The organism is Burkholderia orbicola (assembly GCF_900100915.1).
GTDB lineage: Bacteria > Pseudomonadota > Gammaproteobacteria > Burkholderiales > Burkholderiaceae > Burkholderia > Burkholderia orbicola.
The window spans coordinates 1,526,103-1,538,230 of the sequence record NZ_FNKW01000002.1 but is presented as its reverse complement, the minus strand read 5'-3'; the positions used below and the strand labels follow the sequence as shown (position 1 = coordinate 1,538,230).

At 65.8% G+C, this 12,128-nt stretch carries 12 protein-coding genes; 8 read left to right on the top strand and 4 right to left on the bottom strand.

Annotated features, from left to right (window positions below; genetic code table 11):
* The first annotated feature begins 9 nt into the window (after positions 1 to 9).
* The 5 genes from BLS50_RS23865 (at position 10) to BLS50_RS23845 (ending at position 5,053) form a co-directional block, all read left to right on the top strand.
* Entirely contained in the window at positions 10 to 1,278 is a 1,269-nt protein-coding gene (locus tag BLS50_RS23865; RefSeq protein ID WP_143028369.1) for a hypothetical protein, read from the top strand.
* Positions 1,275 to 2,519 (top strand): hypothetical protein, encoded by a 1,245-nt coding sequence (locus BLS50_RS23860; RefSeq protein ID WP_143028368.1) that lies wholly within the window; start codon positions 1,275 to 1,277, stop codon positions 2,517 to 2,519. Before BLS50_RS23865 ends, BLS50_RS23860 begins: the two co-directional genes overlap by 4 nt.
* A 65-nt stretch (positions 2,520 to 2,584) precedes the next feature.
* Positions 2,585 to 3,532, top strand: coding sequence for a glycosyltransferase family 4 protein (locus BLS50_RS23855; RefSeq protein ID WP_176934285.1), 948 nt, complete (start codon positions 2,585 to 2,587; stop codon positions 3,530 to 3,532).
* Positions 3,533 to 3,567: 35 nt separating this feature from the next.
* On the top strand, positions 3,568 to 4,293 hold the full coding sequence (locus BLS50_RS23850) for a WecB/TagA/CpsF family glycosyltransferase (protein WP_279607872.1): 726 nt from the start codon (positions 3,568 to 3,570) through the stop codon (positions 4,291 to 4,293).
* A complete protein-coding gene (locus BLS50_RS23845) occupies positions 4,250 to 5,053 on the top strand; it encodes a heparin lyase I family protein (RefSeq protein WP_143028367.1) in 804 nt (267 codons plus the stop codon). The genes BLS50_RS23850 and BLS50_RS23845 overlap by 44 nt, the downstream gene beginning before the upstream one ends.
* 39 nt (positions 5,054 to 5,092) lie before the next feature.
* Here BLS50_RS23845 and BLS50_RS23840 read toward each other — a convergent pair whose 3' ends face one another.
* Positions 5,093 to 6,109, bottom strand: a complete 1,017-nt coding sequence (locus tag BLS50_RS23840) for a 1-aminocyclopropane-1-carboxylate deaminase (RefSeq protein ID WP_074804508.1) — start codon at positions 6,107 to 6,109, stop codon at positions 5,093 to 5,095.
* A 195-nt stretch (positions 6,110 to 6,304) separates the two neighbouring features.
* Here BLS50_RS23840 and BLS50_RS23835 point away from each other — a divergent pair, with 195 nt between their 5' ends.
* Together BLS50_RS23835 and poxB are read left to right on the top strand one after the other, a co-directional pair.
* Positions 6,305 to 6,805, top strand: a complete 501-nt coding sequence (locus BLS50_RS23835; protein WP_023476957.1) for an Lrp/AsnC family transcriptional regulator — start codon at positions 6,305 to 6,307, stop codon at positions 6,803 to 6,805.
* A gap of 293 nt (positions 6,806 to 7,098) precedes the next feature.
* A complete protein-coding gene (poxB, locus tag BLS50_RS23830; RefSeq protein ID WP_074804506.1) occupies positions 7,099 to 8,820 on the top strand; it encodes a ubiquinone-dependent pyruvate dehydrogenase in 1,722 nt (573 codons plus the stop codon).
* Between the two features lie 40 nt (positions 8,821 to 8,860).
* On the opposite strand, the gene BLS50_RS36055 is transcribed toward poxB, so the two are convergent.
* A complete protein-coding gene (locus BLS50_RS36055) occupies positions 8,861 to 9,115 on the bottom strand; it encodes a hypothetical protein (RefSeq protein WP_176934284.1) in 255 nt (84 codons plus the stop codon).
* Positions 9,116 to 9,288: 173 nt separating this feature from the next.
* Between BLS50_RS36055 and BLS50_RS23825 the strand changes: the two genes are divergently transcribed.
* Positions 9,289 to 9,879: a class I SAM-dependent methyltransferase gene (locus BLS50_RS23825; RefSeq protein WP_006479887.1), complete on the top strand. Its 591-nt coding sequence runs from the start codon at positions 9,289 to 9,291 to the stop codon at positions 9,877 to 9,879.
* Between the two features lie 240 nt (positions 9,880 to 10,119).
* On the opposite strand, the gene BLS50_RS23820 is transcribed toward BLS50_RS23825, so the two are convergent.
* Positions 10,120 to 11,259, bottom strand: coding sequence for an acyltransferase family protein (locus tag BLS50_RS23820; protein WP_074804502.1), 1,140 nt, complete (start codon positions 11,257 to 11,259; stop codon positions 10,120 to 10,122).
* A complete protein-coding gene (gene blaOXA / locus BLS50_RS23815) occupies positions 11,256 to 12,068 on the bottom strand; it encodes an OXA-1043 family class D beta-lactamase (protein ID WP_080486915.1) in 813 nt (270 codons plus the stop codon). Before blaOXA ends, BLS50_RS23820 begins: the two co-directional genes overlap by 4 nt.
* Positions 12,069 to 12,128: the final 60 nt, after the last annotated feature.

Sequence of the window (12,128 nt, the reverse complement as noted above, 5' to 3'; positions counted from 1 at the left end):
CGCAACGTCATGATGCGGAACGCCGATGCCGGAAAGCTGCTGGGCCGTCTCGAGGCGCTCGTCTGTACGGGCGCGCCCGGCCTGTATCGCGTGCTGACGTTCTGGGTCATCCAGCGGATCTATTCGCTGGACGAACTCGGACATGCGGCGTCCAACCTGTCGGTCGCGCAGATGATCGGCTTCTTCACGGCCATCGGCTGGGCGACGCTGATCCTGGTGCGCGTGCCGGCCAGAGACGGGCGGCAGGCGGCGCGCGACGCGTTCTACTCGCTGGTGTCGATGGCGGGATGGACGACCGTGGCCGCCACGCTCGCGTGCGTGCTGGTGTCCGCGAGCGGTCTTGTCGCGTTCGATCTCGGCGGCGTGGTCGCGTTGATGTGGGGCTGGACCGTGTATCAGCTCGCGCGGCATTTCTTCGTGTCGACTCGTCGCTACCGGATCACGATCGCGTTCGACTGCCTGCTGATCGCGGGCTCGTGCGGGATGCTCGCGGTCGGCACGCGGCACGGCTATTCCGCGTCGCTGTGCCTGGCGCTCACGCTGATCGGGGTGGCCGTCGCGATGTTCGTCGCGATCGGGGCGCCGGGGCGCGGCGCGGTCTCGACGCGGCTCGACATGAAGGGGCTGCAGTTCGGGTTGACCAATTTCCTGTCCGGCGGCATTGCGCTGGTGACGGTGCCGGCGGCCAAGGCCATGTGCGGCGCATCGTTCGCGGGGATGCTGTCGCTGTTCGCGTCGGTGACCGCGGTGGGTAACCTGCTGCCGCGCGCCATCTCGATCGCGCAGTTGCCCGATCTAGTGAAGCGGAAGAAGGACAAGGCGCCGCTCGATACGACGCTGGGCGCGATGCGGCGGAACATCGATCTGTCGAATCTGGTCGTGCTCGTCGTGAATTTGGTGATGGTGGCGGGGTTGACTTATCGGGCGGGGTTGGAGGGGGGCGACTGGTACATGGCGCTCGCGGGCGGCGTGTTGCTGGCGATTCAGTGCGCGGCCGGGGTGCTTGGTGTCGTCGGCAGCAACGTGATGATGGCGTTCGAGAAGAGTGCCGTCACCGCGCGAATCAACATCGGTACGTCGACGCTGTTCATCGCTTTGCTCGGCGGCAGCGTCGCGATCGGCGGCGAAGCCGGTTTCTTTTGCATGCTCGCGTCGGCCGTACTTGTTACGCTGATCCGGAACGGGATCGTGGTCTTGCATGCGCGACGGGTTTGTTCGGCGTATGCGGCATCGATCAGCGCAGCGGACGTTCCGGTCCCGTCGGGAGCGCGCCGATGAGCGTCGCGATTGGAGCGCCGGTGGTGGGTCGTCGTTCGCGGGTCGCCGACTTGGGCGCCGGCATGCTGGCGCTCGCCTATTTCGTCTTCTGCATCAGCGATACGTTGCTCACGCTGGACGACGATCGTTCGCAGATCGTCAAGATGGGCGCGTTCGCGCTGGTGTTCGCGGCGATCCTGCTGCGTCCGCGCTTTCACCGGCTGGCCGTCGTTGCGCTTCCCGTCGCGGTGTCGCTGTGCATCGGGATGCTGCTGTCGTTCAACACGGCTGCAGGGATCGAGGAACTCGTCCGCTTCCTCTTTCCGGTCGCGATCACGGTGGCGATCTTCCCGTACCGTGACCGGCTCGACGTGCTGGTCAAGACGTTCATCGGCGTGGTCGTCAGCAACGACCTGTTCCAGTTGTACTTCTACGCTTCGTACGCGACCGGGCTGCCGCTGTTCATGCCGGTCCGGATCGATTCCGGACTGTTCCTGCGCGCACAGGGGTGGATGGGATTCTTCTCGGAATTCAGCTTCATCAATCTGTGCGCATTCCTGCTGTGCCGCTGGTACTGGTCCGGCCGTCGCGCGGCGATGGCGTCGTGGGGCTTCCTGTTCTTCGGATTGCTCGGCTTCTCGTTCAAGCTGTTCGCGGCGCTGGCGTTCTACCCGTTCGTGCGGAACGTCAGGGACGTGCGCGCGTGGCTGGCCGCGGTCGGTATTGCGGGCGCGATGCTCGTGCTGATGGCGATGGGCGCGCTCGATTCGCTGTTGAAGGTCGGGATGGCGAAGATCCTGTTCTATGTCGTCGCGGGCAATTCGGCGCGCGCCGAATCCTATCGCGTGATGTTCGAATCGATCCGCAACGGCAATCTGCTCGGCGAGGGGCTGGGCAGCTTCGGCGGCCCGGCCTCGGTGAAATTCTCGTCGCCGCTCTACCAGCTTTATCACTTCGACTGGTATGGGCTCGGCGGGCTGTTGAAGACCACCGATACGTTCTATCCGCACCTGTTCGTCGAGATGGGCGTGTTCGGCGCGATCGCGTGGCTTGTGTTCGTGGTGGCTTATGGGCAGGCGCGGCGCAAGCCGACCGTCTGGTTTTACGTCGTCGGCGCGTTCTGTTTCGACAACATCTTCTCGATGGCGTTTGTGTCGCCGTCTTACGTATTTTCCGCACTGCTGGCCATGTACGCGTTCTCGTGGGGGCGGCCGGGGGCCGGTCGCGCGTCTCGCCATGATGCGTTGGAGGTTCGTTCATGAAAATTCTCGTCGTCACGAACATGTATCTCGGCAGCAATCGCGCGAGCCCATGGCAAGGTGTGTTCGTGACCGAGCAGGTCGAGGCGCTCCGGCGTTCGGGCGCCTGCACGGTCGACGTGCTCGTCATCGAAGGGTATCGCGACAAGGGCGAATACCTGCGATCGATCGGGCAAGTCTGGCAGGCGGCGCGTGCGGGACGATACGACATCGTGCATTACCACTTCGGCCTGAGCGCGTGCTCTGCGCCGCTGGTTCGCCTGCTTACACGGGCGCGAGTCGTCATCACATTTCACGGCACCGACATCCTCGGCCCGCTATGGATGCGGCTGGTATCGAAAACGATGGCCTGCTTCGCGCACGCGTGCATTGGCGTCAGCGCGGAAATTTCATCGCGTTTGATCCGGCTGCGCCGGCGCTGCGAGACGATCCCGTGCGCGGTCAACGAGACGGTCTTCGTCGAGCACCGCGACGATGCGCGTGCTGAATCCGCGTTGCCGATCGTCGTGTTTCCGTCTTCCGCGCAACGCCCGGAAAAGAACTATCCGTTGTTTGCGCAGGTGCTTCGGCAACTGTCGGCGCAACATGGCATCCGGGTGCAGGAGCGGCATATCGACGGTCTGGAGCGCAGCGAGGTGCGTGACCTGTTGGCGCGTGCCGCATGCCTGCTGATGACGTCGACCCGCGAAGGCTCGCCGCAATCGGTCAAGGAAGCGATGGCGGTCAATCTGCCGGTGGTATCGGTCGATGTCGGCAACGTGAGGCAACTGCTCGACGGCGTGTCGCCCGGCATGGTCGTGTTCGACCACGACGCTGGCCGGCTCACGCACGAGCTTGCGGATGTGTTGAAGGTCGGCACACGATCCAACGGCCGAGAGCGGCTTGCGGCGCTCGGGTACTTCTCCGCCGATGTGTCCACGAAGTTGAAGGCGCTGTATGCGTCGCTTTGCCGGCCGCCGCGATTCGCCCGCGCGGTACCGGATACCGAAAAACGCGATAACGAGGCCATGCAATGAACCGCGCCGAATTCTTTTCATGCCCGATTGATCTGATGTCGATGAACGAGACGGTCGACTGGATCGGTGCGAGAGTCGAGAAGCGGGAATTCACGCAGCACGTGGTCGTCAACGTCGCGAAGGTTGTTCATCTGCAGCGCGATGCGGAGCTTGCCGAGTCGGTTCGCGCATGCGATATCGTCAACGTCGACGGCATGGGCGTGGTGTGGGGCGCGCGGCTGCTCGGTATCCCGGTGCCGGAGCGCGTCGCGGGCGTGGATCTGTTCGATCGCCTGCTGGCGCTGGCCGATGCGAAAGGGCTACCGGTTTATCTGCTCGGCGCGACGCAGGATGTCGTCGAGCAGGTTGTGGCGGTGGCGGCCGCGCGTTATCCGCGGCTGCCGATCGCGGGATATCACCACGGCTATTTCTGGGACGACGAACAGGCGGTCGTCGACGACATCCGTCGATCGGGCGCGCGCATGCTGTTCGTCGCGATCACGTCGCCGCGCAAGGAGAATTTCATCAATCGCTGGAAAGCGCGGTTGGGCGTCGATTTCGTGATGGGCGTGGGCGGGACGTTTGACGTCGTGGCGGGGAAGGTGAAGCGTGCGCCGCTGTGGATGCAGCGCAGCGGCCTCGAATGGGCGTTTCGCGTGATCCAGGAGCCGGGGCGGATGTGGAAGCGCTATCTGTCGACCAACAGTCGGTTCCTTGCGATGCTCGCAGGCGCGTATCTTGCCCGGTCGTTTCGGCGCAAAGGAGCGGCCGATGCGCAGTAGATGGGTTATCGCCGCATGCACGCTCGTCGTATCGGCTTGCCACGCGGGCCCGTCGGGTGGCGCGCATGAGGAAACGCGTTTCTATCGGTCGGACTGGACGCGCGGTATCGATTCGCGGCTTCGTCTGCAGGAACCGGCACCACAGAACATCACGACGGGTGAATTGTCCGGCATTCGCGACACGCTGCTGAAGGTATCGATGAACCGTTCGCAGGACTTCAGCGAGGTGGCGAGCGGGACGCCCCGTGCGGAAGTCAGTTTTTCCCCTGTGTTTCGCTTCGTGAACGGCCGCGATTACGAGGTGCGCTGGTCGACGGTGATTCCCGCCGATTATCGGTTCGATTCCAGACAGCCGGAACTCATTGCCCAGTTGCATCAGGGCGGTAACGATGGATCGCCGCCGTTCGCGTTGCTGCTGAACAACGGGAAATACGAAGTCGATGTACGTGGCGCGCCGGGCACGCCGAGCCGGTCGTTCGCGTTTGGCGACCCGATCGCGGATCGTGGGCAACCGGTCCGGTGGATGCTCCGGTATCGGCCCGACGATCGCGGCGTCGATGCGTTGACCGACGTCTTCCGGAACGGGGAACGCGTCGTGCATGTGACGGGTGTACCGAACGCGTTCCCGAACGACCATCAGGCCTACTTCAAGCTCGGCCTCTACAAATGGTGGTGGAAGACCCGGCCGTCCGATGTGACCGAGCGGACCATGTATTACGGCGACATCGAAATGAAGGTATTGCGCCAGTCGGCCGACTGAGCCGAGCGGCACCGGGCGCATGTCGCGCATGCGCCCCCCTCAACCCTCCCGAAAAACCCCGTTATACGCACTCAACGCCGGCGCCCCGCCGAGATGCGCATACAGCACCTTCGACCCCGGCTCGAATTCCCCGAGCCGCACCTTGTCGATCATCCCGTGCATCGATTTCCCTTCATAAACGGGATCGGTCAGCATGCCTTCCAGCCGTGCGCATAGCCGAATCGCTTCCAGCGTGCCGTCGCTCGGCAGCCCATATTCGGGCCCGCCGTAACGCGTGTCGAGCACGACGTCCTGTTCGACGATATCGCGGCCCAGCCCGACCAGCTCGGCCGTATGCCGCGCGATGCGCGTGATCTGTTCGCGTGTCTGTTCCGGCTTCGCCGATGCGTCGATGCCGATCACGCGGTCCGCGCGTCCGTCGGCCGCGAAGCCCACGACCATTCCCGCCTGCGTGCTGCCGGTCACCGAGCAGACGACGACGTAGTCGAACTTGAAGCCGAGCTGCGCTTCCTGCGCCCGCACTTCTTCCGCGAAGCCGACGAACCCGAGCCCGCCGAGCGGATGCTCGGAGCAGCCGGCCGGAATCGGATACGGCTTGCCCCCCGCCTGTCGCACGCTCTCCATCGCTTCTTCCCAACTGCGGCGAATGCCGATGTCGAAACCGTCGGATACGAGCCGCACGTCGGCGCCCATCATCCGCGACAACTGGATGTTGCCGACCCGGTCGTACACCGGATCTTCATAGTTGACCCAGTGCTCCTGCACGAGCACGCACTTCATCCCGAGATGCGCGGCGACAGCTGCGACCTGGCGTGTCTGGTTCGACTGCACGCCGCCGATCGACACGAGCGTGTCGGCGCCCTGCGCGAGCGCGTCGGGAACGAGATATTCGAGCTTGCGCGTCTTGTTGCCGCCGAATGCGAGGCCGCTGTTGCAGTCCTCGCGCTTCGCATACAGCTCGACCTTGCCGCCGAGATGCGCGCTCAGGCGCTTGAGCGGCTGGATGGGCGTCGGGCCGAACGTCAGCGGATAACGGGGGAAGCGTTGCAGATTCATCGGCGGGGCTCCGGAAGGGGAACAAGGCGGGAAATCGAATCGTTCGGGCGCGGCCGGCAGGCCGTGCGCCGATGACGAAAATGATAGGCAGAAGCGCGGGAAATGAGCTTGCGAAATGAATTGCGTCGACCTACTTTATCGACGTTGTGAATTAAAAATAAACAATTATGATTCGCTGAAAAGGAGATTGGTGCAATGAAATTAGACCGCGGCAGCGCATCACCCGCCGACGCCGCACCGGCGCTCGACCGCATCGACCGCGCGATCCTGCGGCAACTGCAGCAGGACGCGTCGATCTCGAACGTGAGCCTCGCGGCGAAAGTGAAGCTGAGCGCGCCGGCATGCCTGCGGCGCGTCGAGCGGCTGAAGGAAATGGGGCTGATTCGCGGCATCGTCGCGCTGCTCGACCCGAAGCCGCTCGGTGCCGGGATGCTGGTCGTGATCGGCTTCGTGCTCGATCGCTCGACGCCGGAAACGTTCGCCGCGTTCGAGAAGGCCGCGCAGAAAGTGTCAGGGTGTGTCGAATGCCATGTCGTGACCGGCGAATTCGACTATTTCATGCTCGTTCGTACGCGCGACAACGACAGCTTCAATCGGCTGCATGCCGAACAGCTGCTGTACCTGCCCGGGGTACGGCAGGTGCGCTCGTTCATGGTGCTCAAGGAGATCCTGTCGACGCATGCGCTGCCGGTATAGCGCATGACGTCCGCGCGTGGCCGGGTGGACGCTTCCGGACGAAGAGGCGTCCGGCCGAGTCCGCATCGGCCCGCGTGCACGGATTGCCCAGGCGGCAGCGACGCTCTTCCGATCGCGCGGAAAGAGCGGGCTGGCCGTGCGATCGCGCCCGGCCGCGCTGTCGCGCATGCCATGCCGCTTGCACCGTCACGACGCCGCCCGGCGCGATCGCGTATGCTCGTCCCGTCATCTCGGCGAAGGCCGCAGGCGCCGCCGCCGGATCAATCGACGACCGATCAACGAGCGAGGGCATCATGGCAAGACAGACGATGGCGGAATACCTGGCGAAGACGCTGGCGGCAGTGGGCGTCGAGCGCATCTGGGGCGTGACGGGCGACAGCCTGAACGGCCTGTCGTTCAGCCTGAGCCAGATCGGCTCGATCCGCTGGATGCACACGCGGCACGAGGAAAGCGCGGCGTTCGCGGCCGGCGCCGATGCGGCGTCGACCGGGCGGCTCGCGGTGTGCGCGGGCAGTTGCGGGCCCGGCAACTTGCACCTGATCAACGGGCTGTACGACTGCCACCGCAATCACCAGCCGGTGCTCGCGATCGCCGCGCACATTCCGTCGACCGAGATCGGTCTCGGCTATTTCCAGGAAACCCATCCGCAGGAGCTATTCCGCGAATGCAGCCACTTCGCCGAGCTCGTGACAAACGCGTCGCAGTTTCCGCGCGTGCTGGCGCGGGCGATGCGCACCGCGATCGAGGCGCGCGGCGTGGCGGTGATCGTGCTGCCGGGCGACATCGCGCTCGGCGACGGCCCGGACGAGGCGCCGGCGTGGAGCGAATCGGCGCCGCCGTCGATCCTGCCGGCCGATGCCGATCTCGACCGGCTCGCGGCGCTGCTCAACGGGTCCGACGCAGTCACGCTGCTGTGCGGCAGCGGCACGCAGGGTGCGCACGACGAAGTGGTCGCGCTGGCCGACACGCTCGGCGCGCCGGTCGTGCATGCGCTGCGCGGCAAGCAGTTCGTCGAATGGGACAACCCGTTCGACGTCGGGATGACGGGGCTGATCGGTTTCAGTTCCGGCTATCACGCGATGGAGTCGTGCGACACGCTGCTGATGCTCGGTACGGATTTCCCGTACCGGCCGTTCTATCCGACGAACGCGAAGATCGCGCAGACCGACTGGAAGGGCTCGCAGCTCGGCCATCGCGCGCCGCTCGCGCTCGGGCTCGTCGGCACCGTGAAGGAAACGATCGCGGCGCTGCTGCCGCGGCTGACGCGCAAGACGCAGCGGCGCTTCCTCGAAAACGCACTGAAGCACTACGCGGCCGCGCGCAAGGGGCTCGACGATCTCGCGGTGGCCGAGCCGCCGGGCCGCGCGATCCATCCGCAGTACCTGACGAAGATCGTCGACGAAGTCGCGGCGGAGGATGCGATCTTCACGGCCGACGTCGGTACGCCGACGCTGTGGGCCGCGCGCTACCTGACGATGAACGGCAAGCGGCAATTGCACGGATCGTTCAATCATGGGTCGATGGCGAACGCGATGCCGCAGGCGCTCGGTGCACAGGGCGCGCATCCGGGGCGGCAGGTCGTGTCGCTGTCGGGCGACGGCGGGCTGTCGATGCTGCTCGGCGATCTGCTGACCGCGCGCCAGCTCAAGCTGCCGATCAAGGTCGTCGTGTACAACAACAGCCTGCTCGGCTTCGTGTCGATGGAGCTGAAGGCGGCCGGCTATCTCGACACGAACGTCGACCTGAGCCCGACCGACTTCGCGGCGATCGCGAAGGGCGCCGGTATCTTCAGCGTGCGCGTCGAGCATTCGGAGAACGTCGAGCACGCGTTGCGCACGGCGTTCGAGCATGACGGGCCGGCGGTGGTGGACGTCGTCACGTCGAAGTACGAGCTCGCGATGCCGCCGAAGATCGAACTCGCGCATGCGAAGGGCTTCAGCCTGTTCATGCTGCGCGCGATCCTCAGCGGTCGCGGTGACGAAATCGTCGAATTGGCGAGAACCAACTTGCGGTGACGGTAGACGCGCGCGTCGTGCGGCGAGCATGGCGCGCGGTTCACAACTCGGCTGTGCTGCCCGCTCGCGCACGGCTTCGGCGAGCAGCGGCAGCAGAAATACAGCGCGCCGAAATACTGACCCTATTTCGACCGTCGTGGCGCTGATAGCAGACGATCCCGCCGGGATCGAGACGACGCTGCAGCAGATCCGGATCGTCGCCGAGCGTTATCCCACCCACTTCAGCAGAGCGTCGATCGCCAACCGCAAATCGACGGCTGATCAGGCACGAATTGGTCAGGGGAATCAGGGTCAATCTTCACGTTGCCTTAAGTTTGCGTTTCCTAGAATCGATTGACCGTCGCGCGCCCCGCGGCGGACCGATTCGCCCAGGAGAATGCGCATGAACCTTGCCCGTGTCGCCGTAGCCCCGTTCCGTGCCGTCATCGGCACACCGCCGCCGACCGCGCACGCGCCGGAGGCCCGCCTATGATGTGGCCGAACGCGTGGCGTGTCTCGGCACTGTTCGTGCGCGAGTGGGTCGGCAGGCCGGCCGCGGTGGGCGCGTTGTGCCCGAGTTCGCGGCATCTCGCGCGCGAAATGGCCGACGCGGTGCCGGATGGCGACGGGCTGGTCGTCGAGCTCGGCGGCGGCACCGGTGCGATCACCGCGGCACTGCTCGAGCGCGGTGTCGCGCCGCGGCGCCTCGTGGTGGTCGAACGCTCGCCGGCGTTCGTGCAGCATCTGCGGCGGCGCTTTCCCGGGATCTCGATCGTGTCGGGCGACGCGCGGCGGCTCGAACGGCTGTTGCCGCCGGGCGCCACGGTCGATGCGATCGTGTCGTGCCTGCCGCTGCGCACGCTGCCGCGCGAGGACGTGGCGGCGATCGTCGGTCAATGTCAGCGGGTGCTGTCGGCCGACGGCGTGATGATCCAGTTCACGTACGATTTGCGCCCGCCCGGTCGCCATCCGCTGGGCGATTCGGCATTCGTCGCGTGCGACAGCCGGATCGTGTGGGCCAATCTCCCGCCGGCGCGCATCGTGACCGTGCGCTGCGCCGCCGCCGCATACGCCGGTTGAACCGGGGAGTGCGGGGCGCCCGGACGTGGCGCCCCGTCGCATCCTTTCAGCGGCCCTGCCGATCCTTCCAGTTTCCCTTCATCTTGCCGTCACATCCGGTTCCTACCATCGCCTTTCATTTCGAAAGCATCCGCGGTGAGCAGAACAGGCTACTTGATGTCCTCGGCTCCCCGAAGGCAGGGATTCCGACGCGGATGTTGACGTTGACGCCGGCTTTTGTTCGCCGCCGCACGCGGAAAACTAGACGCGCGCGCTGTCGGTCATCCGCGCCGCTGGAGGCGATGCGATGCGCTTGATGAAGCGGTCGATCGGCGTCGCATAGCCGCGCGCGATGATCGCACTTGCTCCTGCCGACAGCGCCAGATACGCGACGAGCAGCGCCAGCTTGCCGTCGCCCTGCGTGACGGACGGCGGCCAGAGCGTGCGCAGCGCGCCGAGCACGATCAAATGGAACAGATACAGCTCGTAGCTGAGCCGGCCGCTCCAGCGCAGCGGCGCGAGCACGCGGCCGTGAGCGCGGGCGTGTTCGGCGTGCGCGCCGATCAGCAGCACGGCTGTACCGAGCGCCATTGCCGAGACGCCGAACACATGGCTTTGCGCGATCGGCCACGCGAGATAGAGCGCGGTCATCAGTGCTGCGACAAGCCATTGCACGGGTGCCGCCGCGAGCAACTGCCAGCGCGCGCGTTCGGCGAGCAGCGCGGTGCAGCAGCCGATCGCGATACCGTCGAAGCAGGCGAAGTACGCGTACAGGAAGCCGCCTTCGTCGCCCGGATGCGTATAGCGGTACACGGGACCGATCGCCGCAATCAGCAGCCAGAACGCGAACAGCCGCGTGTCGCGGCGCAGTGCGATGCACAGCAGCGGGAACGACAGGTAGAACACCTCTTCGACCGAGAGCGACCACAACACGCCGAGCGCGTAGTTGACCCATCCGTACGCGCCGATCAGCACGTTCATCCAGAACGTGAGCGATGCCAGATTCACGAGCCAGTATGACACGGCGATACCCTGCGGCGCGTGATTCGTGAAGATCGGCACGCCGGCCGCCGCGAGGCCGTTGACGAGCGCGAGCAGCAGAAGCAGGCACGGGACGATCCGCGCAATGCGCGACACGTAGAACGCGCGCACGTCGAGCGCGCCGAGGCTGCCCCAGCGGCGGCGCGCGTTCGACGTGATCAGGTAGCCCGAGATCGCGAAGAACATCGTCACGCCGTAGTTGCCGTTGCGCACGATCGCATGGATCGTGTCCCAGCCGAGCACGCGGACGAGCGCGGTGTCGCGTAGCGGATATGCGATGTTGAAGTGATGCAGCAGGACGAGCAGGATCGAGACGCCGCGCAGCAGGTCGATGCGGGCGTTGCGGGGAGCGGCGCTCATTGCGGCGGGGCCGCGGCGGCGAGCGTCGGCAGCGCCGCGAGGAACGTGTCGCGCGAGCGCAGGCCGGCATTCGGCGTTTGCCGCTCGTCGTCCTGGATCAGGTTCGCGAACACCAGCGTGCGCGATCCCTTCGTCGCCCAGCCGACGAACCAGCCGTACGCGTGTGCCGCGTCGTACTGGATGCCCGGCGAGCCGGTGCCGGTCTTGCCGTGCACCGTCCAGCCGCCCGGTTGCGCGTCGAGCAGCGTGATGCGCGCGGTCATGTCGTATGCGTGCGCGCTGACGGGCAGCGTCCGCTGGACGATCTTGCGCATGAACGCGACCTGTTCGAGCGGCGAGATCCGTAGCGACGAATTGACCCACGCGCCCATCATGCCGGGGAGTTCGCCCGCTTTGCTGGTGACGTCGGCGTTGCCGTAGTCGAACGCGCTCGTGTACTGCTGGAAGCGTGCCTGCCCGAGCGCCTGCGTGACCTGCTCCGAATACCAGAAGATCGACAGCCTCATCCAGCGCGCCGGATCGGTCGGTTCGCGCCACGGCGCGCCGCCCCAGTCGGGGTAGCCGGCGTGGAACTCGAGCGTGGGCGTGTGTTCGTCCTTCAGCACGCCGGCGTCGAAGCCCATCAGGCCGATGGCGACCTTGAACGTCGATGCCGGCGTTACGCGGGTCGAGCAGTCGCCCTGCTGCACGAGCAGCTTGCCGGTGGCGGCGTCGGCGACGACGGTGCAGACGGGGTGCGCGTGAGAGGACGCGGCGGCCAGGAGGCCGGCGAAGGCGAACAGCACGTAGCGCCAGTGTTTCAAGTGCAATTCCTTGGAAAGCGTGCGGAAGATGCGCGGGGCGGACGGAAAGCGGGAAGCCGTGCGCAA

Bases quoted from the DNA above. Each gene is read 5' to 3' on its own strand.
- BLS50_RS23865 (WP_143028369.1), top strand. From the start codon at position 10: ATGATGCGGAACGCCGATGCCGGAAAGCTGCTGGGCCGTCTCGAGGCG.
- BLS50_RS23860 (WP_143028368.1), top strand. From the start codon at position 1,275: ATGAGCGTCGCGATTGGAGCGCCGGTGGTGGGTCGTCGTTCGCGGGTC.
- BLS50_RS23850 (WP_279607872.1), top strand. From the start codon at position 3,568: ATGTCGATGAACGAGACGGTCGACTGGATCGGTGCGAGAGTCGAGAAG.
- BLS50_RS23840 (WP_074804508.1), bottom strand. From the start codon at position 6,109: ATGAATCTGCAACGCTTCCCCCGTTATCCGCTGACGTTCGGCCCGACG.
- BLS50_RS23835 (WP_023476957.1), top strand. From the start codon at position 6,305: ATGAAATTAGACCGCGGCAGCGCATCACCCGCCGACGCCGCACCGGCG.
- poxB (WP_074804506.1), top strand. From the start codon at position 7,099: ATGGCAAGACAGACGATGGCGGAATACCTGGCGAAGACGCTGGCGGCA.
- BLS50_RS23825 (WP_006479887.1), top strand. From the start codon at position 9,289: ATGATGTGGCCGAACGCGTGGCGTGTCTCGGCACTGTTCGTGCGCGAG.
- BLS50_RS23820 (WP_074804502.1), bottom strand. From the start codon at position 11,259: ATGAGCGCCGCTCCCCGCAACGCCCGCATCGACCTGCTGCGCGGCGTC.